This window comes from Nocardia sp. bgisy134 (genome assembly GCF_057708325.1).
Window position 1 is genome coordinate 504,108 of sequence record NZ_JBYIRW010000002.1, and the last position, 24,604, is coordinate 528,711.

At 68.9% G+C, this 24,604-nt stretch carries 20 protein-coding genes; 8 read left to right on the top strand and 12 right to left on the bottom strand.

Annotated elements, in window-relative coordinates; translation table 11 throughout:
• Positions 1-75: 75 nt before the first annotated feature.
• Positions 76-1,686, bottom strand: a complete 1,611-nt coding sequence (locus AC3ERS_RS05810) for a DUF7159 family protein (RefSeq protein ID WP_431964223.1) — start codon at positions 1,684-1,686, stop codon at positions 76-78.
• 662 nt (positions 1,687-2,348) lie between these two features.
• Here AC3ERS_RS05810 and groES point away from each other — a divergent pair.
• Positions 2,349-2,651 carry a co-chaperone GroES gene (gene groES, locus AC3ERS_RS05815; protein WP_014349218.1) on the top strand — a complete coding sequence of 101 codons (303 nt, stop codon included), beginning with the start codon at positions 2,349-2,351 and terminating at the stop codon, positions 2,649-2,651.
• A gap of 179 nt (positions 2,652-2,830) precedes the next feature.
• Complete coding sequence (gene groL / locus AC3ERS_RS05820; RefSeq protein ID WP_431964226.1) at positions 2,831-4,441, top strand: chaperonin GroEL; 1,611 nt, start codon at positions 2,831-2,833, stop codon at positions 4,439-4,441.
• A 320-nt stretch (positions 4,442-4,761) separates the two neighbouring features.
• Here groL and AC3ERS_RS05825 read toward each other — a convergent pair whose 3' ends face one another.
• The 3 genes from AC3ERS_RS05825 to AC3ERS_RS05835 all read right to left on the bottom strand — a co-directional run bounded on the left by AC3ERS_RS05825 (position 4,762) and on the right by AC3ERS_RS05835 (position 6,341).
• Positions 4,762-5,013 (bottom strand): RskA family anti-sigma factor, encoded by a 252-nt coding sequence (locus AC3ERS_RS05825; protein ID WP_357407582.1) that lies wholly within the window; start codon positions 5,011-5,013, stop codon positions 4,762-4,764.
• A gap of 1 nt (position 5,014) precedes the next feature.
• Positions 5,015-5,590, bottom strand: coding sequence for a sigma-70 family RNA polymerase sigma factor (locus tag AC3ERS_RS05830; protein WP_431964228.1), 576 nt, complete (start codon positions 5,588-5,590; stop codon positions 5,015-5,017).
• A gap of 457 nt (positions 5,591-6,047) precedes the next feature.
• A complete protein-coding gene (locus AC3ERS_RS05835) occupies positions 6,048-6,341 on the bottom strand; it encodes a WhiB family transcriptional regulator (RefSeq protein ID WP_067784918.1) in 294 nt (97 codons plus the stop codon).
• A gap of 670 nt (positions 6,342-7,011) precedes the next feature.
• Here AC3ERS_RS05835 and AC3ERS_RS05840 point away from each other — a divergent pair.
• The 3 genes from AC3ERS_RS05840 (at position 7,012) to AC3ERS_RS05850 (ending at position 9,647) form a co-directional block, all read left to right on the top strand.
• A complete protein-coding gene (locus AC3ERS_RS05840; protein WP_431964230.1) occupies positions 7,012-7,821 on the top strand; it encodes a hypothetical protein in 810 nt (269 codons plus the stop codon).
• Between the two features lie 145 nt (positions 7,822-7,966).
• Entirely contained in the window at positions 7,967-8,545 is a 579-nt protein-coding gene (locus AC3ERS_RS05845; protein ID WP_067784912.1) for a sigma-70 family RNA polymerase sigma factor, read from the top strand.
• A 91-nt stretch (positions 8,546-8,636) separates the two neighbouring features.
• A complete protein-coding gene (locus AC3ERS_RS05850; RefSeq protein ID WP_431964232.1) occupies positions 8,637-9,647 on the top strand; it encodes an anti-sigma-D factor RsdA in 1,011 nt (336 codons plus the stop codon).
• Positions 9,648-9,894: 247 nt separating this feature from the next.
• On the opposite strand, the gene AC3ERS_RS05855 is transcribed toward AC3ERS_RS05850, so the two are convergent.
• Complete coding sequence (locus tag AC3ERS_RS05855; RefSeq protein ID WP_011207424.1) at positions 9,895-10,308, bottom strand: DUF5319 domain-containing protein; 414 nt, start codon at positions 10,306-10,308, stop codon at positions 9,895-9,897.
• 298 nt (positions 10,309-10,606) lie between these two features.
• On the opposite strand from AC3ERS_RS05855, the gene guaB reads away from it, so the two are divergent.
• Both guaB and AC3ERS_RS05865 read left to right on the top strand, forming a co-directional pair.
• Positions 10,607-12,151 (top strand): IMP dehydrogenase, encoded by a 1,545-nt coding sequence (guaB, locus tag AC3ERS_RS05860; protein WP_431964234.1) that lies wholly within the window; start codon positions 10,607-10,609, stop codon positions 12,149-12,151.
• A 429-nt stretch (positions 12,152-12,580) separates the two neighbouring features.
• Positions 12,581-13,741 carry a GuaB3 family IMP dehydrogenase-related protein gene (locus tag AC3ERS_RS05865; RefSeq protein WP_141807277.1) on the top strand — a complete coding sequence of 387 codons (1,161 nt, stop codon included), beginning with the start codon at positions 12,581-12,583 and terminating at the stop codon, positions 13,739-13,741.
• 81 nt (positions 13,742-13,822) lie between these two features.
• Here the strand turns inward: AC3ERS_RS05865 and AC3ERS_RS05870 are convergent, their stop codons facing one another.
• On the bottom strand, positions 13,823-14,623 hold the full coding sequence (locus tag AC3ERS_RS05870) for an alpha/beta fold hydrolase (RefSeq protein ID WP_431964237.1): 801 nt from the start codon (positions 14,621-14,623) through the stop codon (positions 13,823-13,825).
• A gap of 159 nt (positions 14,624-14,782) precedes the next feature.
• Here AC3ERS_RS05870 and guaA point away from each other — a divergent pair, with 159 nt between their 5' ends.
• Positions 14,783-16,363, top strand: coding sequence for a glutamine-hydrolyzing GMP synthase (gene guaA, locus AC3ERS_RS05875; protein WP_431964239.1), 1,581 nt, complete (start codon positions 14,783-14,785; stop codon positions 16,361-16,363).
• Positions 16,364-16,425: 62 nt separating this feature from the next.
• On the opposite strand, the gene AC3ERS_RS05880 is transcribed toward guaA, so the two are convergent.
• The 6 genes from AC3ERS_RS05880 to AC3ERS_RS05905 form a co-directional block, all read right to left on the bottom strand.
• A complete protein-coding gene (locus AC3ERS_RS05880) occupies positions 16,426-16,599 on the bottom strand; it encodes a hypothetical protein (protein ID WP_431964241.1) in 174 nt (57 codons plus the stop codon).
• Between the two features lie 31 nt (positions 16,600-16,630).
• Positions 16,631-16,846: a hypothetical protein gene (locus AC3ERS_RS05885; RefSeq protein WP_431964243.1), complete on the bottom strand. Its 216-nt coding sequence runs from the start codon at positions 16,844-16,846 to the stop codon at positions 16,631-16,633.
• Positions 16,839-18,404 (bottom strand): PspC domain-containing protein, encoded by a 1,566-nt coding sequence (locus AC3ERS_RS05890; RefSeq protein WP_431964245.1) that lies wholly within the window; start codon positions 18,402-18,404, stop codon positions 16,839-16,841. The genes AC3ERS_RS05885 and AC3ERS_RS05890 overlap by 8 nt, the downstream gene beginning before the upstream one ends.
• A gap of 88 nt (positions 18,405-18,492) precedes the next feature.
• Positions 18,493-19,134, bottom strand: coding sequence for an MspA family porin (locus AC3ERS_RS05895; RefSeq protein WP_431964247.1), 642 nt, complete (start codon positions 19,132-19,134; stop codon positions 18,493-18,495).
• Positions 19,135-19,263: 129 nt separating this feature from the next.
• Positions 19,264-23,544, bottom strand: coding sequence for an NACHT and WD repeat domain-containing protein (locus AC3ERS_RS05900; protein ID WP_431964249.1), 4,281 nt, complete (start codon positions 23,542-23,544; stop codon positions 19,264-19,266).
• Between the two features lie 17 nt (positions 23,545-23,561).
• Positions 23,562-24,218, bottom strand: a complete 657-nt coding sequence (locus AC3ERS_RS05905) for an MspA family porin (protein ID WP_431964251.1) — start codon at positions 24,216-24,218, stop codon at positions 23,562-23,564.
• Positions 24,219-24,604 lie beyond the last annotated feature (386 nt).

A 24,604-nucleotide genomic window follows, 5' to 3' on the forward strand; every position in this document is an offset into this window, starting at 1 on the left:
GGCCGAATCGGATCGTCTACCAGCGAATGGCATTCCGTCCGGGGGTGATTCGTTCGGTCGGATCGAGCGTGCCGTTCAGCGGTGCGGGGCGAACTCGACCTCGAGCAGCGGCAGTGCGCTCGTCGTGTCCTGCCCGGCGGAGCCCGAGTTGGAGCGCGGCATCGGGATCGGAATCCTGGTGTGTGCGGGCGCCTGGGGCGGCCCACTCGCCGGAGGGGGCGCCGGGCTCGTCGACGGCCCGTATTCCTCGCGGTTCTGCTGTGTGGGCAAGAGGGGGTTACCAGGGGGATTCAGCAGCGGGCCGAGCAGTTCCGGGAACGGGATCGGCGGGAGGTTCGGGTCGGGGCGCAGCGTCGGCTGGGCCGATGGGATCGGCGCCGGTGTCGGGATCGGCGTCGGTGTGAACACGGCGCCGGTGCGGGTCGACGGCAGACCGGCCTCCTGGGTGCCCGGCGGCGGCGATGCGACGGTGGACCCCTCGGTGGTCTCGCGGCCGCCGGAGGTGACAGTCCCCGCGCCGGTCTGCGGGGGCACTGTGACCGACGTCGGCGGCAGTTGCGCGCTACTCGTCGTACCCGCGGGCGAGACCTCCTCGTCCGACGTCGGCGCGAAGGTCTTGAAGCCGTAGCCGACCACCAGGCCGACCACCACGATGGCTCCGGCGAGCGTGCCGATGACCTTGGTGAAGGTGCCCGCGGGCGCGTCGCCGCCGATCCCGGCCGCCACCGGGAACCCGGAAGGCTGTGCGGCGTCGGCCACCAGCGCGGCGCCCTTGGCGATGACCGCCTCCGGATCGTCGACGGTGAGCACCGGCACATCGAGTGCGCGTTCGAGGGTCTCGAGGACGGCGGGGATGTTGGCGCCACCGCCGATCACCGCCACCGCCTCCGGGGACTTGGGCGCCCGCGCGAACACCGCCGCGGTGAACAAGGCGGTGTCGCGCAGCAGATCTCCGATCAGTTCCTCGAAATCGGCCCTGGTGAGTTTGAGCGGCCTGCCCGCGACGTGGTCGATGGTGACGGCGGGCGAAACCGAGAGATGTTCCTTGGCGGCGCGGCCGCGGTTGGTCAGCATGCGGCGGTTCGGCCTGGTGCCGCGCCGGGCGTAGTGGAGGTCGACCAGGTGGTGGTAGATCAGGTCGTCGATCGCGTTGCCGCTGATCGCGTGGATGCGTTCGGAGCGAAGCACGGTGCCGTCGGCCTGCTCGGCGACGGTGACGCTCAGACCGGTCGCGCCGAGGTCGACGACGGCGACCGTCTCGTAGCGGTCGAGCAGCCCGGTGTGGCGCAGGAAGGTGAGCGCGGCGGTGCCTTCCGGGACCAGCTCCAGCTCACGCTGTTTGCCGGTGGCCGAACGGATCACCTGCGCCTGCTCCTTGCTGCGGTAGGCGACGGCGACGCTGGTCGGCGGCCTGCCCGCCGCCGCTTCCAGCCCGACCGAGCCGGTGCCTGCGAATCGGACGCCGACCGGCTGAGTGGGCCACGCGATGTCGTGCGGCACTTGCTGACTCGGTAGCTGGGTGGTCATCAGGTCGATGGACGACGCGACCAGATCACCGATGTCGGAATGGGCCGCGTCGGCGGAAACGACGCGGTAGTCGAAGCTTTGGGCGCCGTTCGGCGCGGTGGCGACCAGCGCCGAGCACACGACCTCGTTCCCGGCGGAGATGCCGAGGGATGTTCGCATGTTCACCTCCCTTCGAGCGGATGGTCATCCTGTCGCCGACCATCTCGAATGGACTTCCGGACCGTCGCGTGGTCGGCGAGCGATCCGAACTCGGGATCCGGCCGGACCGACGTCCGGGTGGGTCGCGAGAACCGGCCTTGGATCACGTGTGGACTTGCCCTCTGGGTGAAGCTGTGGCGCAACGGGATCTGTGACGCTGTGCTGGTTCTTTCGTAACGCTCGATGCCTCCCTCGGACGCCGGTTCGTGATGAACTCGGCGGCCGAAGAACGACCGTCGTCAATACTGTCACAATCCGTTATCCGAACGTTACAGATTTCCCGAACCAATGGAAAGCCCTGAGGCCGTGGGGCAACCAACCCTGGTGAGTGCATATCGGAACAGCGGCGGGTCGCGAAGTGGGACGACGACGCGCATTGGCACCGCCCGGCCTTGAGCGCTGGCACTCTCGTGTATAGAGTGCTAGTGGCACTGGTGAACGTGGACGGCCGGGTAACCGTCCGCCCTCCGCATTCGCCGGGTGTCAGCAGTTGTGACTACTGAGCAGGGGTCCCGGCACCCGCGACGACGGGGCTATGCGCAGGGTCAGCACCGTGACCGAACCGATGGTCCGGGACAACAGTTCCGGACGACCGTAAATCCCCTGAAAGTGGAGGGCTCAACGTGGCGAGCGTGAACATCAAGCCGCTCGAGGACAAGATCCTCGTCCAGGCCAACGAGGCCGAGACGACGACGGCCTCCGGCCTGGTCATCCCGGACACGGCGAAGGAGAAGCCGCAGGAAGGCACCGTCGTCGCCGTCGGCCCCGGCCGCTGGGACGAGGACGGCGAGAAGCGCATCCCGCTGGACGTCCAGGAGGGTGACACCGTCATCTACAGCAAGTACGGCGGCACCGAGATCAAGTACCAGGGCGAGGAGTACCTGATCCTCTCCGCGCGCGACGTGCTGGCTGTCGTCAGCAAGTGACCGCGCTCGGCGCGGTCCGGATCGGATCGCGCTTCCCGGCCACGCCCGGGATCGAGTCGTAACGACGTTGCCCCGGTTCCCCTCCCAGCGGGGCCGGGGCAACGTCGTTTCAGCCCACCGGGCGGGTTCGCACGGCCCCACCGGGCCGGACCCGCCCAGGCATCCAAGGAAAAGGACTTATGGCAAAGCAGATCGAGTTCGACGAGAAGGCTCGCCGGGCTCTGGAACGCGGCGTCGACAAGCTCGCCGACGCGGTGAAGGTCACCCTCGGCCCGCGCGGTCGCCACGTGGTGCTCGCGAAGGCGTTCGGCGGCCCCACCGTCACCAACGACGGCGTCACCATCGCGCGCGACATCGACCTCGAGGATCCGTTCGAGAACCTGGGCGCGCAGCTGGTCAAGAGCGTCGCCACCAAGACCAACGACGTCGCGGGCGACGGCACCACCACGGCGACCGTGCTGGCCCAGGCGCTGGTGCGCGGCGGCCTGAAGAACGTCGCGGCGGGCGCCAACCCGATCGTGGTCGGCGCGGGCATCGCCAAGGCCGCCGAGGCGGTCTCCGAGGCGCTGCTCGCCGCGGCCACCCCGGTCTCCGGCGAGAAGGCCATCGCGCAGGTCGCCACCGTGTCCTCGCGTGACGAGCAGCTCGGCGAGATGGTCGGCAAGGCGCTCACCACTGTTGGCAAGGACGGCGTCGTCACCGTCGAGGAGTCCTCGACGCTGGAGACCGAACTCGTCGTCACCGAGGGCGTGCAGTTCGACAAGGGCTACCTCTCGCCCTACTTCGTCACCGATGCCGACACCCAGCAGGCGGTGCTCGAGGACGCCCTGGTGCTGCTGCACCGCGAGAAGATCAGCTCCCTGCCCGACCTCCTTCCGCTGCTGGAGAAGATCGCCGAGAGCGGCAAGGCCGTGCTGATCATCGCCGAGGACGTCGAGGGCGAGGCGCTGTCCACCCTGGTGGTCAACTCCATCCGCAAGACCCTCAAGGCCGTCGCGGTGAAGGCGCCGTTCTTCGGTGACCGTCGCAAGGCGTTCCTGGACGACCTGGCCGTGGTCACCGCGGGCACCGTCGTCAACCCGGACATCGGCGTCACCCTGCGCGAGGCCGGCCTGGAGGTGCTCGGCAAGGCCCGGCGCGTTGTCGTCACCAAGGACGACACCACGATCATCGACGGCGCGGGCACCGCGGAGGACATCGCCGCCCGCAGCACGCAGCTGCGCCGCGAGATCGAGGCCACCGACTCCGACTGGGACCGCGAGAAGCTCGAAGAGCGCCTGGCCAAGCTGGCGGGCGGCGTCGCGGTGATCAAGGTCGGCGCGGCCACCGAGACCGCGCTCAAGGAGCGCAAGTACCGCGTCGAGGACGCGGTGAGCGCGGCCAAGGCCGCGGTCGAGGAGGGCATCGTCCCCGGCGGCGGTACCGCGCTGGTGCAGGCGGGCGCCAAGCTCGTCGAGCTGCGCGACTCGCTGTCCGGCGACGAGGCCGTCGGCGTCGAGGTGGTGCGGCGGGCGCTGCAAGCGCCGCTGTACTGGATCGCCACCAACGCGGGCCTGGACGGCGCCGTCGTGGTCAGCAAGGTCTCCGAGGGTAAGGAAGGCTTCAACGCCGCCACCCTCACCTACGGTGATCTGCTCACCGACGGCGTGGTCGACCCGGTCAAGGTGACCCGTTCCGCGGTGGTCAACGCCGCGTCGGTCGCCCGTATGGTGCTCACCACCGAGAGCGCCGTGGTCGACAAGCCCGCCGAGGAGGCGCACGACCACGGTCATCACGGTCACGCGCACTGACGCGTCGAGCGTGTGAAAGGCCCCCGGATGTTCGAATCCGGGGGCCTTTTCGTCATGTGGGGGTCGGTGCGCCGCTCGGCAAGCCCGCTGCGGATCGTGAGAGGCGACAGGCGTCGGGTCGATCGCGCGGAAAAGGGACTACGCGAGACGCGCGGGAAGCGGCCCGGTGCGGAGACTTCGGCGCAGCAGACGACGCGGTCGCGCGCGGAAGCTCCGGCGGGGATGGCGAGCGGTCTCTCGGCGATCGGCGCGGGAGCGCGCGAGGTCACCGGAGATCGGTGCCGTGGCGCAGCCCTGGGCGCGCCGACTGGGGGTGTAGCTCAGGAGGCGACGGGAGGTTGCTCGGCAGCGATGGCCGCGAGCAACCGACCGCGAAGCGCGGCGGGCGGCGCGGTGGCCGTCACCGCCGCGAGCGCGGCCAAGGCATCCTTGGCCTGCCGCACCTCCGCGATGAACTCGGCGTGTAGCACCGGATCCTCGCCGTCGAGCAATTCCTGTACCGCGTGATGGTCTTCGTCGTCGATCGATCCGAGCGCGACGGTGTGCGCGAGATCGATCTGGGCTTCGTTCATCTCACGTCACCCCCAAACTTTTCTTCAGTCGTGTCAATCCATCCCGAATTCGGGACTTGACGGTCGGTAACCCTACGCCGAGATAGGTGGCCACCTCCGCGTAAGTTCGGCCGCCGTAGTAGGCCAGCGAGATGGCTTCTCGCTGGGTTTCCGTGAGGCCGGTGAGTCCCTCGAGGACCGCTTGCTGTTCGAGCCTGCGCTCGACCTCTTCGATCACCTCGTCGAACTCGTTGCCGAGAACCCTTATCCCGTACGCGACTTCGCGCAGGGTATGGGCCTGCTCGGCGCGGACCCGGTCGACGGCACGCCGATGGGCGAGCGTCATCAACCACGTCACCGCCGACCCCTTCGCGGGGTCGAAACTGGCTGCGGTACGCCAGAGCTGGAGATACACCTCTTGCGTGGTCTCCTCCGCGTACCCCGGATCGTGTAGCACCCGGAGCACCAGACCGAACACGCGCGCACACGTTCGGTCGTACAGTTCGGCGAAAGCTTCCTGGTCGGACTGGCCGCAGCGATGCAAGAGAGCGGCTAGTTCGATGCTTTCGGCTGCGCGTGCCGACACCGCAGAATCCACACTCGGTGGGAAGGCTTCTCTTCGGAACGAGTCGCCCTCTGCGGCTGGCGGCCGCGTTGTCACAACGCTCCATTCTGTGTCATCGGTCACTACCGTAGCGTGCCGCTATCGCCTCCTTCCAGTGGGGTGCCAGCAAACCGCAAGCAGCTCAGCTACTTTGCGGTGAACTCCCAAACGCCGGGCGAATTCAGATGTGACACGCCAACAGCAACCGATCGCCACCGGGCCGACAATCGCGCGGCTCCTGCTCGCCGCGACCGCGGGTACGGCGGTGGTGACCGCCTGATGCCGCGCGTCGGCGTCGGTTCCGGACCGGGACAGCGGTGTGCCATCGGGTTCGGCCGGGATCGTGTTTCTGGTGTTTCAGTGGCCGGTTATTTGCTAGGCATTCGGCGCGCCACGCGGTCCGGATGGGTCGCGGATTCGCGCTGTGGCTGCGGCGATGGCTGGTCGCGGCTCAGACGGCCATGCGACGGCGGTTGCGCCGCGCGTGCATCTCGCGCTCGGTCTCCGACATGCCGCCCCAGATGCCGTAGGGCTCGCTGACTTTCAGCGCGTGGCTGCGGCACTGCATGAGTACCGGGCAGGCGCGGCAGATCTCCTTGGCTCGCATCTCGCGTGCGGTGCGGGCGCGGCCGCGTTCGCCGTCGGGATGGAAGAACACGGCGGAGTCCACGCCTCGGCAGGAACCGCGCATCTGCCAGTCCCAGACGTCGGCGTTCGGTCCGGGGAGGTGGGTCGGCATGGGCATGGTGAACTCCTCGTATTGCGAGCTCGTCGGCGTTGTCGAGCAGTTGACTGCAACAGGTGGGGGACACGTGCGATCGGCGGTGTCCCTCGGCTCGCCCTTCCGGTCGCTGCAATTTCGCGCGGCGCCGTCCGTGGCGATGAGTTACGTTAGGGGTAGCCGCGAAATTCCGTCAATAGTTCGACGCACTGGTTTTCGAAATCTGGCAATGGCGAGATTTAACCTACCCGCTGTTTACTTTTAACGTGGGTTCCGGTGATACTGTTCGGTTGGCTAGAACGCGGCGGGTAGCTGCTTGTGTCGAGTATGTCAAGGTTTCCGCAGGTCGTGAGTCTTTTTTGGGACCGCTCACAGGTTACTGGTTCCATGGGGGACAGGTAACCGGAGTGACGGTGGCCACCGTACGGGCTGTGCGCGAGCACAGCCCATATGGCGGAAACGGGGCGCGGAGGTTAATTGCGCGAAACGCGCGTGAATTTGTGTCGCGGATGATCTCGCAATGCTGAGACGAGATTTACCTGATGGAAACATGGGCGGCGTACCAGAAATGCTGACAAGTAGCCAGGTCTTCGAGCCGCCATTTACTACGCGCGGTCGTCGGCCGCGGACGGGATAGAGTTCGCGCGTGTTCGCGCCAGTTCCGACCGTGGATGTCCGATATGAAGTCCTCGCTATGGGAGCCTTCGGGGCTCGTCCCGGCCTCGCCGCTGCCGAGTTGCCGGCCGCCGAGGACGCCCTGAGTTCCTGGCTCCGGGCGGTGATTCTCGGGGGACAGGGCCGCTACGCCGCGGCCCGCGCGGAATTGTCCGCGATGCGACGGCGGACCGCCGATCCGGTACTGCTCTCGTTGGCCGCGAGCACCGAGGGCTCGCTGCTGCGTCAACTCGGCTGGCACGCTGCGGCGTCCGGCCCGGACGGACGTGCGGCCGCGCTGGCGCTGCCGGGCGGCGACCTCGCATTCGCGCCCGCCGGGTCCGCGCCGGACCGCGTCGACGCGATGTGCGACGCCCTCACCGGCCTGGCCGCCGACGCGCTGGGCGCCGGCCGCCTCGCACTGGCGCGCACGCTGCTCGACCGGAGCCGCGCCGCGCTGGATCCGGACGGCCTGCGATGGCGGGCCTGGATCCGCTGGCACTGGGTCAGCGCCGAGACCGCGTTGGCGTCGGGTGCGGCCCGGGAAGCGCTGCCGCACGCGCGCGAAGCCCTCGCCCTCGCCGAGGCCGCGCCGTCGGTGCGGCACCGCGTCAAGTCCCGGCTCCTCGTCGCCGCGGCGACGGCCGCGTCGGGTGATGTCGAACACGCCCGAGTGCTGGCCGACACGGTGGCCGCCGAATGCCGGGAGCACGATCTGCTTCCGCTGCGCTGGGCGTGCGCGATGCTGCGTTCCGGCTTGTCGGATCCGGGCGCCGCGGGCGAGGCGGCAGCGTGCGCCGCGGGAATCGCCCGTCGTGGCGGGCGTTTTCGGCCACCGGGCGCCGCGTGACGGTCGGCGAGACGTTCTCGAGACAAGTGACCATGTTGCTCGGTTCCTCGTCGCCTATCGCTATTGTTAGATCCGTTCCGCCACATCCGCGGAAGCACAGGTCATCGGGCCCGTGCCACTTGTAACGCCAGGAATATCTCTGACGATGACGCACACGGGCGAAGAGTTGGACCTCGCCGTCGCTGCCGCAGCGCAGGGCGACAGATCCGCTTTAGCTCAGGTACTAGAGCTGATCCGCCCGCTGGTTGTCCGGTACTGCCGCGCGCGTATCGGCGCGGCGGAGCGTGGACAGCTCTCCGCGGACGACGTTGCGCAGGAGGTATGTCTGGCCGTGATGACAGCCTTGCCCAGGTATCAGGACCAGGGCAGGCCCTTCATGGCCTTCGTATACGGAATCGCTTCGCACAAGGTCGCCGACGCACACCGCAACGCCGCCCGTAACAAGGCGGAGGCGATGGCCGAAGTACCAGATGTCATATCCACCGACCAAGGACCGGAACAGCGAGCTCTCGAATCGGAGACGAGTAGGCAGATGAACCGTCTGCTCGCGACTCTCCCCGAAAAGCATCGAGAGATCCTGATCCTGCGATTGGTCATGGGTTTGTCAGCGGAAGAAACCGCGGTCGCCGTGGGCAGTACGGCGGGCGCTATACGGGTGGCCCAGCACAGGGCGCTCGCGAAACTGAAGTCACAAGTGGCGAGGGCAGGTGAAATGTATGGCTAGGGATGGCGAGCGCGGTCGGGGTGACTGGAAGGCGCGACGTGGATCGCGAAATAGCGGTCCCTACGCCGGGGGGACTGGTGACACCGGACCGGTGGACATCGCCGCGGTACGCCGTGACGATGTTCTGATCGACGCCATCGCCAGCGATGGACCGGTACAGACCGATAGCGCGGAGGAGTTTCAGCTAGCCGCACTGCTGGCTGACTGGCGTGCGGAACTGATTTCGCCGCCGCTGCCGAGCGCACCGGATCTGGACGCGGTCGTTGCCGCGGTCAACCAGGAGATCGGCGCGCGCAAGGTTCGAGTCGGCGCAGTCAACCGTGGCCGTCTTCGGCTTGTCGGTCCGATCGCGGGAACCGCGGCGGCATTGGCACTGGTCTTCGGCGGTGTGACGGCGTTCTCCTACAGCGCCGAGCCCGGCGATCCGCTGTGGCGGGTCAAAGAGGTCGTGTTCAGCGAGCAGGCGCAGACCACCGTGGTGCAGCGCGCAGGCAACGAGCTGGACCAGGCCGAGCAGGCTCTGGCGCAGCGCAATCCGGCGCAGGCGAAGGCGCTGCTGGAGCGCGCGTCGGTGAACGTCGACCAGGTCAGCGACTCGGGCAAGAAGCAGGATCTGGAGTCCGAGTGGCAGAAGCTGCTCACACAGCTGCGTGAGCTGTCGCCGGAGGCGGCGGCCGCGCTCGAACAGGCCACCACGAACCAGCCGCGGCCGACCGGCGCCACCGGTTCCACCACCACCACGCCGACGCAGCCTGCCCGCGAGACCACCACCATCACCAACATGATGGTGCCGCCGATCTCGGAGACCACGCCGCCGACCACCGTGGAGCCGGCTGGACCGACCGGACCTACCGGGCCGACCGGTGGTCCGACCGCGCCGACGACGCAACAGCCGGTGACCACCGTGCCGACCACGCCTGTCGAACAGCCGCCGAACCCGGGGCCGCCCACCACGCAGGCGCCGACGACGGTCGGCGTGCCGACCGGCGGAGATGTCGAAGCACCGACTCAGCCGGCGACGAGGTCGCCGATCCTGGAGGACGGGCCGGGCACGGTGAACATTCCGACCGCGCCCTCGGTCAGCCACACTCCGAGCAACTGAGCTCGGGCGTAAGCGAGTTCGTCTTCCCCCGGTGCCTGCCGGGTGTCCGGCCGGTCGCAGGTTGGATATTCACCGTGATCGCGTGTCGTTGATCGTGTGTCGTTCGACACCGACAAGAGGAGTGCGCGCACGCCGTGCGTCGGCGTGTCGCGGAGGCCGTGAGGGCCGTCACCCGAATACGCGCGCGTCGACCGATTGCCGACCGGCGGTCGGTATTTCGTCGTGTTCGGGTGTCGGGATCGCGAGATCAGCTGTCGAAGCCGTCGAACCCGTCGCCGTGGAATGCTTCGTTCATCGACGCGTCCGCGTAGCCCCTGCAGTAATCCCAGGTGACGTACGCCTCTGGCGTCGGATCGTAGGCGGGCTCGTGTGGCCGCACCGTGCCGTCGACCAACAACTGAAGCAGGTTGGCGCGCAACATGTCCCAGTCGTGGTAATGGTCCTGCCTACAGTCCTCGCAGCTGACGACGAGCCCGCGTATTCCGCGGTGCGCGAGCAGCGCTTCGTAGACCGCGAGGTCGGCGAGATCCTCCTCGACCGCAAGGCGCTCGTGGGGATCCAGCGGCTCGCCGGGCTCGATAGCGTCGAGCGCGGCGGACGGGTCGGAGGGGTCTCCGGCAAACGGATCCGGCGGCAAGCCAGGTGGTAGATGGTCACGCACACACCCACGGTACGCAGAACAGGGTGGTCTGCGCCAGCTATGTAGGGTGCCAGTTTCGCGACCGGGCGCGCCTCCGCCTGCCACTCCGGCCGTGCGCGGTCTTCCGCCGGACTTCGTCCCGGCTGCGCCCACTGGGCTCAGTTCATCGACGAGTTTGCGGGACAGATACCATAGGTGGCAGGCGCCGGACAGTTCCCGACACGCTGACCTCGCCGCCACCGTCCATCCCATCAGTTGTGCGCGACGCCGGTCCATCCGGCGTCTCTCGCTTTCGACGTTCCAGGAGGGGTCGATCCGAATGAGTAATCCCGTACCGGGCGAACGACTGGCAGTCCGCCCCCCTACGGGTGGCGACGACCCGAACAAGATCGCCATGCTCGGCCTCACGTTCGACGACGTGCTGTTGCTGCCCGCCGCATCGGATCTGATTCCCAGTTCGGTGGAGACCTCGAGTCAGCTCACCAGGGAGATCCGGCTGCGCACCCCGCTGGTCAGCTCTGCCATGGACACCGTCACCGAGGCGCGCATGGCCATCGCGATGGCCCGTGCGGGCGGTATGGGCGTGCTGCACCGCAATCTGTCCGCCGCCGACCAGGCCGCCCAGGTGGAGACGGTCAAGCGCTCCGAGGCGGGCATGGTGACCGATCCGGTGACCTGTCGCCCGACCGACACGCTGGCCGAGGTCGACGCGATGTGCGCCCGGTTCCGCATCTCCGGCCTTCCGGTGGTGGACGAGACCGGCGCGCTCGTCGGCATCATCACCAATCGCGACATGCGCTTCGAGGTGGACCAGGACCGCCGCGTCGCCGATGTGATGACCAAGGCGCCGCTGATCACCGCCCAGGAGGGCGTCACCGCGGAGGCCGCGCTCGGGCTGCTGCGCCGCCACAAGGTGGAGAAGCTGCCGATCGTGGACGGCAACGGCCGCCTGCGCGGGCTCATCACCGTCAAGGACTTCGTCAAGACCGACCAGTACCCGAACGCCACCAAGGACCGCGACGGCCGTCTGCTGGTCGGCGCCGCGGTGGGCGTCGGCGAGGACGCCTGGTCGCGCGCCATGACCCTGGCCGACGCGGGCGTCGACGTGCTGGTCGTCGACACCGCACACGGACACCAGGTGCAGGTGCTGCAGATGGTCGCCAAGGTCAAGGCCGAGGTCGGCGACCGCATCCAGGTGGTCGGCGGCAACGTCGCCACCAGGGCGGGCGCGGCCGCGCTGGTCGAGGCGGGCGCCGACGCGGTGAAGGTCGGTGTCGGCCCCGGCTCCATCTGCACCACCCGCGTGGTCGCGGGCGTCGGCGCGCCGCAGATCACCGCGATCCTCGAGGCCGTCGCCGCGTGCAAGCCGCACGGCGTTCCGGTCATCGCCGACGGCGGCATCCAGTTCTCCGGCGACATCGCCAAAGCCATCGCGGCGGGCGCGTCCACCGTGATGCTCGGCTCGCTGCTGGCGGGCACCGGCGAATCGCCCGGCGAGCTGATCCTGGTGGGCGGCAAGCAGTTCAAGAGCTACCGCGGTATGGGCTCGCTGGGCGCCATGCAGGGCCGCGGTCAGGCCAAGTCGTTCTCCAAGGACCGCTACTTCCAGGACGACGTGCTCGCCGAGGACAAGCTGGTGCCCGAGGGCATCGAGGGCCGCGTGCCCTTCCGCGGCCCGGTGAATCAGGTGATCCACCAGCTCGTCGGCGGCCTGCGGGCCGGCATGGGCTACACCGGCGCGCAGTCCATCGCCGAGCTCCAGGAAGCGCAGTTCGTGCAGATCACCGCGGCGGGCCTGAAGGAGAGCCACCCGCACGACATCACGATGACGGTCGAAGCGCCGAACTACACCGGCCGCGGCTGACCCGACCGACGCGAGCCTCGGTAGCCGGGCAACCTGCCATCACAGGCCCGGCTGCCGCGGGCGGCGCGGGGAAGGGGCCCTGACGGAGTCGCCGGTCGAGTTCAGGACACCGGTGCACATTCCGGTTTTCGGCGCGAGGTACAGGACGCGATTGCGATCCGAGTGGGTACCCCGTGCATGATTAACCTGTTCGCGAGTCGACGTGCCCGCACGGGCGCTCCCTCCCGACCACCCCGAGGGCGAGTCTTACGAGCCCGTTCGCGGCCGTCTCGCTTCCGAGCGGTCGAAGCGCATGCGACGCAGTCGCGAGTCTCGACCGCTCGGAAGCGAGACATAAAAGGCCGCGAACACGCGCGCGCCAGCGCGCCAAAGACACGGCCGCGAACACGCGCGCGCCAGCGCGTAAATAAACACCGAAAGGACAGACAAGTGCGCGACATGGTCGAAATCGGCATGGGCCGGACGGCCCGGCGTACCTACGAACTGGACGATGTCGACATCGTTCCCTCGCGGCGTACCCGCTCGTCGAAGCAGGTGTCGCTGGCGTGGCAGCTCGACGCCTACCGGTTCGAGATTCCGTTCCTCGCGCACCCGACCGACGCCCTGGTGTCGCCGAAGTTCGCCATCGAGCTCGGCCGTCTCGGCGGGCTCGGCGTGATCAACGGCGAGGGCCTGTGGGCCAGGCACGCCGACGTCGAGGCGAAGATCGATCAGCTGCTCGAGCTGGTCGGCAAGGGCGGTTACGAGCGCGCGGTCGCCATGCTGCAGGAGCTGCACGCGGCGCCGATGCAGCCGGATCTGCTCGCGGCCGCGGTGGCCGAGGTGCGTGCGGCGGGCGTGACCGTCGCCGTGCGGGTCAGCCCGCAGAACGCCCGCGCGCTGACGCCCGCCCTGTTGCAGGCGGGCATCGATCTGCTCGTCGTGCACGGCACCATCATTTCCGCGGAGCACGTCGGTGACGGCGAACCGCTGAACATGAAGACCTTCATCGCGGAGCTGGACGTGCCCGTGGTCGCGGGCGGTGTCAGCGATCACCGCACCGCGCTGCACCTGATGCGCACCGGCGCCGCGGGCGTGATCGTTGGCTACGGCTCCTACCCCGGCGCGACGACCACCGGCGAGGTGCTCGGCATCGGGGTGCCGATGGCCACTGCCATCGCCGATGCCGCGGCCGCGCGCCGCGATTACCTGGACGAGACCGGCGGCCGCTACGTGCACGTCATCGCGGACGGCGATATCGCCACCTCCGGTCAGCTGGCGAAGGCGATCGCCTGCGGCGCCGACGCCGCCATGCTCGGGGTGCCGCTGGCGCTGGCCGCCGAGGCGCCGGGCCGCGGCTGGTACTGGCCGTCGGCGGCCGCGCACCCGTCGGTGCCGCGCGGTTCGCTGCTGCACGTGGACGATCCGTGGGATCTGGGCGGCGAGTCCACCGAGCAGGTGCGCCCGAGCCTGGAGCGGGTGCTCTTCGGTCCGTCCGACGACCCGTTCGGCTCGCTGAATCTGGTTGGCGGCCTGCGCCGCTCGATGGCGAAGGCCGGGTACTCGGACCTGAAGGAGTTCCAGAAGGTCGGACTCAGCGTTCGCGCCTGAGGCCGTCCGCGTTCGCCTCGAGCCCGCGCCCGACCGATCGGGCGCGGGCTCAGCGCTGTTCGTCGGCTGTGCGAACCGGCGTCACCGCGCGTGCGTTGGCATCACGTGGTCGCGGAGGAACTGCCGGATCGTGTGATTCACCGGTTCCGGGTGGGTCATGGTGACCGCGAGGCGAGCGCCCGCGATCTCCACGTAGGTCGCCGACGCCAGGCCCGCGGCCAGTTGTTTAGCGCGGTCGTGCGTGATGCCGCTGTCGGTGGCGTGGATGACCAATGCGGGACAGGTGATTTCGGGAAGCCGGTCGAGCACCGACTCCCTGGCGAGCAGGCAGCCCGCGGCGACCTCGATGCCGTCTCGATCGCGGCCGAGCCAGCGTTTGGTCCAGATCGCCCGATACCAGTCGTCGTCGCCGATCAGCCAGGTGGCGAGCCGGCCGACCGCGTGCTCCCTGCTGTCGTCGTCGTACCACTCGTCGAGGAAGCGCTGGGTGGCCGTGGACTGCTCGGGCGTCGGTCCGTGCGCCTCGGTGCTGATGAGGATGAGTCCCGCGATCCGCTCGGGCGCGATGAGCGCGGCGCGCAGCGCGGTGAAGCCGCCCTGCGCCGTGCCGCCGAACACCGCGCGCTCGGCGCCGAGCTGGTCGAGCACGGTGAGCGCGTCGCGCGCCGCGGTCCAGTACGTGAAGGGTAGGCCCTGATCCCTGGTGCGTCCGTGCCCGCGAGCGTCCCAGGACACGATCCGGAATTCCGGCGCGAGCGCGGCCATCTGTGCAGCGAACATGGTGCGGTCCATGAGGAATTCGTGCGCGAGCAACACCACCGGACCGTTGCCGCCGCTGTCCTCGTAATGGATGTCGGCGTCTATCGCACGGGCGAAGGGCACGAGCAAGAGGATAACGAGCCGCGGCCCGGTCGATGCGGGATTCGAGCCGCCCGCTTCGAGATAGTCGGAGGAGGCCGAGGGCGCCCGGTGTGTCGGAGACAACGTGCCTGCACAGGGGACCTGCCCGTTGGTTCGGGCGCGCACCCGGCTCACTAGACTGTGGCTGTGGCAGAATCCCAGAGACCGGTCCTCGTCGTCGACTTCGGTGCCCAATACGCCCAGCTGATCGCTCGGCGGGTGCGCGAGGCAAGTGTGTACTCCGAGGTGATTCCGCATACCACCACCGTCGAGGAGATCGCCGAGAAGAACCCGCTCGCGGTGATTCTGTCCGGCGGCCCGGCCAGCGTGTACGCCGAGGGTGCGCCGCAGCTGGACGCGCGGCTCTTCGATCTGGGGCTTCCGGTCTTCGGCATCTGCTACGGCTTCCAGGCGATGGCGCAGGCGCTGGGCGGCACGGTCGCGCACACCGGCACCCGTGAGTACGGCCGCACCGAGCTGAACATCGACGGCGGCCTGCTGCACGGTGGTCTGCCCACCATCCAGCCGGTGTGGATGAGCCACGGTGACGCGGTCACCGACGCGCCGGAGGGCTTCGAGATCACCGGCACCACCGCGGGCGCGCCGGTCGCCGCGTTCGAGGACCGGGCCCGTCGCCTGGCGGGCGTGCAGTACCACCCCGAGGTGCTGCACTCGCCGCACGGTCAGCAGGTGCTCAGCCGCTTCCTGCACGAGCTCGCGGGCATCCCGTCAGCGTGGACGCCCGCCAACATCGCCGACGCGCTGATCGCGCAGGTCCGCGCGCAGGTCGGCGACGGGCACGCGATCTGCGGCCTGTCCGGCGGTGTGGACAGCGCCGTCGCGGCCGCGCTCGTGCAGCGCGCCATCGGTGACAGGCTGACCTGTGTGTTCGTCGATCACGGCCTGCTGCGCTCGGGCGAGCGCGAGCAGGTGCAGCAGGATTTCGTCGCCGCGACGGGCGCCAAGCTGGTCACCGTCGACGCGGTGGACAAGTTCCTCGGCGAGCTGAAGGGCGTCACCGATCCCGAGGAGAAGCGCAAGATCATCGGCCGCGAGTTCATCCGCTCCTTCGAAGACGCGGTGAGCGAGGTCGTCGCCGAGCACGGCGCCGAGGACGGGCAGGCGCCCGAGGTCGAGTTCCTGGTGCAGGGCACGCTGTACCCGGACGTGGTGGAATCCGGCGGCGGCAGCGGCACCGCGAACATCAAGTCGCACCACAATGTCGGTGGGCTGCCGGAGGATCTGGAGTTCGAACTCGTCGAGCCGCTGCGGCTGCTGTTCAAGGACGAGGTCCGCGCGGTCGGCCGCGAGCTGGGCCTGCCCGAGGAAATCGTTGCGCGCCAGCCGTTCCCGGGTCCGGGCCTGGCAATCCGCATTGTCGGCGAGGTCACCGGTGATCGTCTCGCCACGCTGCGGCAGGCCGACGCGATCGCCCGCGAGGAGCTCACCGCGGCCGGGCTGGACCGCCAGATCTGGCAGTGCCCGGTGGTGTTGCTCGCCGATGTGCGCAGCGTCGGCGTGCAGGGCGACGGCCGCACCTACGGTCACCCGATCGTGCTGCGCCCGGTGTCCAGCGAGGACGCCATGACCGCCGACTGGACCCGTTTGCCGTACGAGGTGCTCGAGCGCATTTCGACTCGTATCACCAACGAGGTCGCCGAGGTCAACCGCGTCGTGCTCGATGTCACGAGCAAGCCGCCGGGCACCATCGAGTGGGAGTGATCCCCTGAGACCTCGACGGCCCCCGCACACGAGGTGTGCGGGGGCCGTCGGCGTTTCGGGATTCAGTCCGTCTCGGCGCGGCTCCAGCCGAGGCCGAGGACGAGGTGGCCGAGTAGTGTGCCGCCTCCGGCGTGGGCCCTGGCCGGCGTGACCGGCACGACCCGCGCGACGGGCGTGCCCGGTCGTTGCGGCGGCGTCGGATCGGCCGCGTCGGTCTCGAATTGTTCTCGCGCCATGAGGTTCTCCTGTGCGACTCGGGCCATCGCGCTAGTGCCGTCTGCGGGGGGAGATCACCAGCAGGACGCCGACGACGATGGCGGCGATGACGACGATCCAGCCGAAGGAGATCGCTCCGCTGGCCGTCGCGGTGGGGCCGATGAAGCCCCAGACGCTCACCGCGAGGGCGAGCAGGCCGACTATCAGCAGGGACGCCGACGGTCCTCGGCCTTCGGTCGGGTCCTTGGGGCGGGGTTGTTCAGCCACGCTGCACCTCCACACTGCCGAGATGAATGTCCACATCGAGGTCGAGCACCGGGGCGCCCGGGGTGTTCGGACCGGTGACGCCCTGCGGGCACAGGTTCTCGCCCATGTTGACGGTGCAATCGGTGCGAACGGTCATACCCGCCGGCACCAGGATGCGGGCCTCGCCCATCTGCACATCGACGTTCACCGTCCGGTTCTCGGTCAGGTTCAGCGAACGCAGGTCGAGCGTTCCCGAACCCATCGAGATCCGGTAATCCTGCTGTAGTTCGGCCATCGTCGCGGGCGTCCAGACGTGATCGCCCATGGCGCCCCTGTCGAATTCGATGGGTCCGATCATCGAGGCGAGCATGACGAAGCCGGCGAGCGGAGCGGTGACGACCAGCAGGCCGTAGCCGCGCCGCAGGAACGCGCCGAGCACCAGGCCGAGGCCGATCACGGCCAGGGCCACCGAGGCGATCCGGCCGGGCGTCATCCAGTCCACGCCCGCGGCGGCGATCGCGCCCGTACCCGCCGCGGCCAGGATGGCCAGGCCGAGCACGACCGGGGTGAGCCGGGAACGGGGACGCTTCGGCGGCAAGGCGACCACCGGGCGGGCCGGGGTCGGCTCGGGCAGGTCCCAGGCCAGCGGCGCCACGCCGAGCGGATCCCACGACGGCGGGGTCACGCCGGTGAAGGCCGCGGGCGTCGGGTGGGCCGGGATACGGGCAGGCTGTTCCGCGAGCGTCTTCGGCTCGGTGGGGGCTTTCGGCTCGGCGTCGGGCTTCTCCAGCGAAAGCGATTCCCCGGCGCTCGGCTGCGGTGACGAGGTCCGCGCTTCGAGCACTTCGGTTTTCGCGTCGGTCACCTCGGCGGGTTCGTCGACGCTTTTGTCCAGCGATACGGTCTCCGGCGCATCGGCGCGCAGCACGGGGGTCTCCGCCTCCGGCTCGCGCGGTGTGTCGGGAACGTAGGCGTCCGGCAGCTTGGTGTACGGGCTGTACACCGGCGGGACGTCGGGGACCGGGTAACCGGGGTTGCGCAGCGGGCCGGTCGGGAACGCGGCTCCGGGGTAGCCCGTCGCGGCGAGGCCGTCGGCGAACCCGCTGTCGGCGAAACCGCCGTCGAGTGCGCTGGTGCCCGGCGGCGGCTGCGGGCACCGCATGAACAGCATCCACCAGCCCGCCAGCATCAGGGCCAGGCTGATCATTCCGGAGCCCGCCAGCCCGACGCCGAACGGGCCGACCGTCGTGACCGCGATGGCCAGCGCCACGATCAGCACGACCGTCTTCGTCTGCGACTGTGAGCTGTGTCCCTTGCCGAACAGCGATTCGGCGGCCGAGGACTGATCCCCGGATTCGTTCAGCAGCAGCCAGGCGAGCAGGTACAGCACGATGCCCGCGCCGCCGAAGAAGGTGGACACCACGAACGCGACCCGCACCAGCACCGGGTCGACGTTGTAGCGCTGCCCGAATCCTGCCGCGACGCCCGCGACCGGACCCTGCCGCGGCAACCGGACGGGCCGCGTCTGCCACATCTGCTGCAGCTGATCGCCGAAGGTTGTTCTCGTCATAATCCCCATGGTGCGGCTGACCAGCGGCGCGGCGCATCGGGGGGAACCCTGAAATACATCCTGATCCGGTTGGACGGGCGGGCGCGGGCCCCGGCGATCACATCGTGAACGGATCCCCGAACACCGCGCCGTCCGCGGTCACCTCCGGCGTTTCCGCCGTGATGATCGCGTAAGCCTGCACCGTCAACGGCCCGCCGCAATCCTCGACGTGGACGCGCCGGTCCCGGCTGAACACGTACCCCGTGCTCCCTGGCAGCAGCTCCTTCTCGCCGACCGGCACGTCGACCACCTTGCCCGGGCTGATCGAGAGATCGACGCCGATCCCCGCGCTCAGGTACGGCCCGACGCTCACGTCCACCCCGGGCAGCAGCGACTCCGGCGTCAAACCCAGGTGCGCGCTCGCATCCGCGTCGATGCCGACCTCGGCCCCGAGATCGAGCTTTGCCTTCAGGTCGACCGCGCAGGCCACGAAGTACCCGGTCTTCAGGTGACCGGTTCCGTCCGACACCTGCCCGTAGAACGTATTGTCCAGGAACACGTCCCGATTCGTCGGCATGCCGTTCAGCGATCCCGTCGGCCGGGCCGCATGCTCGGTGTGGCCCACCGTGAACTCCAGCCCGCCCGGGGCGGAGTACGTCTTCTCGTGCGGTGCGAGATCGACCGCCGCCGCCTGCGGTGCGAGCCCCGAGAGGCAACCCACCGCGATCGCGACAGCGGCCAGCCCAGACTTCCCATACATACGGGTATCCCCCTCGTTCCACGCCCGGGCTCCCTACCCGGCGCGACCACGGACTGCCCCCGTGGTCGCTTTCAGCATGGTCGGCGGTCCTGAAGGAATGCTTGGAAAGTCCCTGTAAGAGGGTGTGATTCAGGAGCAGGGTGGGCGGTAGGGGAGTTGGGGGAGGTGGCGTTGCCAGAAGTCCTCGGTCAGTAGGGAGCCGGTGACGTTGCAGATTCGATCGATGGCATGGGAGATGTCGAGGTCCCAGACGCGCAGCCCTCCGCCGGAGATGACGAGGTGGTTGCCGTGGGGGAGGAATTGGGCGGTCCAGTTCTCACCGTCGCGCGGCGGTGCAATGGGGGCGCCGACCTGTCGAGGATTGGCGTGATCTGTCAAGTCCCACAGGGTTATTCGGCTGTCGCCACCTGTGATGACGGCGCTGCGGGAGTCTGCGGCGAAGGAGATACGGTCGACCGAAAGGCTGTCCGCGACGATCGGCGCGCTGATCGGTTGGATGTGGCTGCGGTCGCCGATGTCCCACACCTGCATCAGCTGGTTGTTCACCAGGAGCATCGTCCGGCCATCGGGAGCGAACTGTGCGGTGCTCAGGTTGGTGTCCAGGTCGGGAAGGGCGTTGCCGAGCGGGATAGGTCGTAGCGGATCGGCGAAGTCCCACAACGTGAGTGGCTCCCACACGACATGGCCCGGCACTAATGTGCGGACCGCGAGGAGGCTGCCGTCGCTGCTGAATGCGATGTCTCTCGCGCCGGCGACCGACACCTTTTCGCCGAGCGGGGTGGGGTTGGCGAGATCCTGGAGGCTCCACACTTGGAGCGAGTCGTCGTGTGACGTCACGGCGACCCGCCAATCCGGCCGGATCGCGTAGTGGTCGGTGTTCTCCAGCATTTTCGCCCAGTCGCCGAGACGACGCACGTTCGCCGGATCGGAGATGTCATACAGCGCGATGGGGCGTCCGAGCGAAGTGATGAGCAGGGTAGTGCCGTCTGGGCTGACCTTGGACGGGTAGCTGCCGGATTGGTGCGTGAAGCGACCTAGCAGCCGCCACCGCAACGGATCTCGGGTGTCCCAGATCTCGCTCGCGTCAGCGCCCGAATAGGTGACCGCGCGGTGGCCTGCCGCGTCGAAGAACGGAAAAGCCGACTTCTCTGCCGCGCCCGACACCAGTCCAGGCGGCATCGACCAGACGCGCAGGTTGCCGTCCGGGCCGCTCGCTGTCAGGGTCCGCCCGTCGGAACCGAACGCCAGGTCGGTGGGACCGCCGCGGCAGGGCATCGCCAAGCCGTTCGAGTACCGACAGGTCACCGGACTGATCGCCAGCGGCTCGTCGATAGGTGCGGGCCGGGACGGATCCGCTACGGTCCACAGTGCCGCCCGTTTGGTGGTGGCGACTGCGAGCACCAGGCCGTCCGGGCTGAAGGCGAACGACGACAGGACGAACTCGCCGATATCCACCGGTGCGCTGATCGGTGCGGGCGATATATCTCGCCCGACCCGCCACAGCCTCACCGCCGCCTGTTCCGCCTGCCGGTTGGGTCGCAGCGACCCGTCGCCCGTGCCGACGGCGAGAATTCGCCCGTCCGGGCGGAAGTCCATGTGGCGCAGTGCCGCCGTGTCGGCCTCGATCGGCGATCCGATCGGCACGATGCCCTCGGGGCGGCCGACGTCCCACAGCTGAATCCGCCCGTCGCTGGGCAGCGTAGTCGTAGACAGCTTGTTCGTCAGGACGGCCAACACCGGCTCGGTGGGGCTGAACAGCACGTCGGCACTGATGTCTCGTCCAAGCGGCAGCACCTGCCGAAGCTGTGGGCGAACGGGATCGGTGACGTTCCACAGCGTGACCGAGTCGGCGTTCACGGCGGCGAGGATGTTGCCGTCCGCACTGAAGCTCGTGGCCACGTACGGTCCAGCCTCGGCGCGCGGCAGCTCGGCCAACTGTCGTGGTGTGCCCGGCTCGGAGATGTCCAAGAGCCGCGTGACCTCGTTGCCGCTCGTCGCCATCACGCGACGGATCGGACTGAACCCGACATGCGAGATCTTGCCGGGGAGCTGCGTCAGCTTGCGGGGGTGCTGTGGGTTGCGCGTGTCCCACAGGTAGGCGACGCGGTCGTGGTCGACCGAGGCCAACAGCGCACCCCCTGGCTGCTGAGTCACCTCGACGTACCCGTTGACGTGGGCCGAGACGGTGGTCGCGAGTGGTTGATTCTGCGCGCTGAGCAGCTGGGTTCGCACCGCCTCGTCGCCGGGCCGCATCCGTTCGGCGACGAGATAGAGCTGCGCGGACAGCGAGGGATCGATGGCGCGCAGGCGCTGAGCCTCGGTCAGCACGGCGGCGAAATTCTTCTCCGCACGCTGTCGTTCCCCGAATTCGGTCTGGGTGTAGGCGGTGAGGCCGAGCACCAACAGCACCACTCCCGCCAACGCGAGACCGAGCCGGGTCAGCGAGGTGCGTCGGCGGGTCCGGCCGCGCGATGCGCGCGAGGCGTGCAGGAAGTCGTGGACTACCCCGTCGGCCGCCACGGCGTGGTCGAGCGCCGCCTCCAACCGGGACCCCCGATACAGCAGCGCCGGATCACGCCCCATCGAATCCCATTCGACCGCATCGGCTTCCACCCGCTGCCGCACCAGATAGCCGACCCGGTTCTCATCGATCCAGGCGCGCAGTCGCGGCCAGGCGTCGAGCACGATCTCGTGGGTGAGGAACACCGAGTCGGCGTCCAACGTCACAAGCCGGGTGCGCACGAGCAATTCCAGCGCCGTGGCGGCGGAGAGCGGGTCGGGACTGCGCTGCTGGAGTGCGGGGCGCACCGCGATGCGCCGGGTGTCGCGGGAGTCGCGCGCCACGGTGACGAGTCCGAGCAGGACGTCCTTCGCGGCAGACTGCTGCGGATCGGACAGTTCGCTCCACGCCTGTTCCGCGGTCGCGGCGACGGAGCCGACCACACCGCCCGCCGCGCGATAGCCCGCGACGGTCAGTTTGCGTCCCTCCCGGTGCTGCCAGGTGGCGGCCACGACGTGGGAGAGGAGCGGCAAGGCGCCAGGGTCGTAGCTCTGGCGGGTCCGATGGTCGCCGAGGCCGCAGAGTTCGGTGATGACGAGTTCGTCGAGTCCGGGTTCGAGTTTCAGTCCCGCGCGTTCGGCGGGGCCGGTGATCGCCTCGGTGAGCTCGTCGACGCGCATGGGGCCGAGCAGATAGCTGCGCTTTTCCAGGGACTCTTGCAGAACGGGATAGTCGAGGCAGCGGGCGTAGAAGTCGGCGCGCAGGGCGAGCACGACGGCGACGTTGTCGGTCTGCGTGGCGTGCCGATCGAGCAGCGCCAGGAACTCGTCGCGCTCCTGTTCGTCGGCGCAGACGGTGAAGAGCTCTTCGAATTGGTCGATGATCAGCAGGAGCGATCCATCGGTCGACCTAGTCGCGGCGGCGCGGTCCTCGCCGGATGCTTTCACCGCGTCGGTGCTCGCGAAGTTCTCGCCCAGCACGCCAACAGTCTTCGCCGAGGCGATGCCAGCGGAGTCCTTGTCCTCCGTGCCGAATACTTTCGCCGAGTTGGTGTGGACAGAGTTCTTGCCTTGCGCGCCCGAGGGCTTCGCCGAGTCGGTGTCCGCGACGTCCCTGTCCTGTACGCCAGGAAACTTTGCCGTTTCCGTGCTCGCGGCGTTCTTCTCTTGCCCGCCAAGGGCCTTCGTCAACGAGTCCAGCGGATGCGCGCCGGGCGTCACTGTGACGATGTGCCAGTTACCTTGTCCCCGTGCGAGTTCGGACGACAACCCCGCCGCGAGCAGCGAAGACTTACCGGCTCCCGATGCGCCGATGAGCGTGACGATTCCGCCACCGTCGCGCCCAGTGTTCCGTACCAGCTCGGTGAGCTCCTCGGTCACCCGCTCGCGCCCGAAGAAGATGTCGCTGTCGGTGTTTCGATAGGACTGGAGGCCGAGGTAGGGGCACACGGCGTCGTCGGCGTCGTCGGGCGTCCAGGAGTTCGACGCGGTCCACAGCCGCTTCCACTCCTGCGGGTCCGCGAGTTTCGCGGGCAGCGCGGCGCCGCGCTTCTTCGCGAGATCGATGAGCGTCAGTACCACCGGCAGCAGGGATTCGAAGCGGGCGGGCACATTTCGGCCCGCCTTCCAGTCGCTGATCCGCTGGGCGGACGCCGGGTTCGCCGCCGCGGCGGCCCGCATGCGGTTCTCCGCCTGGGCGGCGACCCTGCGCAGCGTCGGGTTGCCCGCAGCGGCATACAGGTCGGCGAATCGTTCAGCGAAAATCGCTCGTGGCGAACGAATTTCCCCCCGCAGCGCGTCCCCTGTCACGCGTGCCCACGGAAACGTTTGGGCGGTACGAACACAGGGACAATTTACCCGGCCGGGCCGCCGCTCACCTCCTCGACAGAGGCGGTGCGCCGCATCGCGCACCGCCTTCCATCTCGACCTCACAGGAAGATCGGGTCGCCGTAGACCGCTTCGCGCCCGCTGACTTCCGACGACTGCGCGTCGACGATCGTGTACGAGCGGATGGTGAGCGGACCGCCGCAATCCTGCACCGAGACGTGGAAATCGCGGCTGACGAGGTAGCCGGTGCCACCGGGCGGCAGTTCCTTGGTACCGACCTCGAAGGGCTGGACCTTGCCCGGCGTGATCGACAGGTCGATGCTCGCGCCGATGTGCAGGTCGGGGCCGAGGCTCGCGTCCACGCTCGACGAGGCCGAGTCGCCGCTGCTGGAGCCGCCGACCTGGAATCCCGCGTCGAAGCCGATCGCCGCGCCGAGGTCGATGCCGACGGTCAGGTCGACCGCACAGGCGACCAGGTATCCGGCCTTCAGTGTTCCGGTCCCGCCCGCGTCGATCCGGCCGTAGAACGTGTCGTCGAGGAACACCTCCCGATTGGTCGGTATGCCGTTCAGCGGGGCCACCGGATGGAAGGCCTGATCGGAGTGTCCGACGGTGAACCGGAATCCGTTCGGCCCTTCGACCGTCTTCTCGTGCGGCGCCATCGGTGCCGCCCCGGCGAACGGGCTCCCCGTAAGGATCATGCAGACCACCAGGACGGCGGCCGAGAACAGCGACGCGAATACCGATATGTATTTCATGTGTTCCTCCCCGAAGTGCTTTCCCGCCGAAATGCGGGTGATCGAACCGGGTGATCCCGGTGGTGACCGGGTCTTCGGCGACCCAACGGAAAGGTATGGGGCGGTCGATGTCCGGGCCCAGCGCCGCAAGCGGGTCGTGAGCGGGAAAGCCCTGGTCGCGGCGTCGGTGCGGGTTTTCCGGACCGGCGAGGCGAGTGGGCGGGCCCGTGCCGCCGGTCGGGCTCGACGGCCGGGCGACAACTCGGCGGATGCTTGCATCTCCGCAGCTCAACAGGGTTCTTTGTCCGGTCCGGACGGCGTGGTGCGTCCGGATCGTGCTCCGGCTGGACCGGAAAGTCCGGGTTTCGGCGGGGCGGTTCTGCGTACCGGGATCGGTCAGCAGGCCG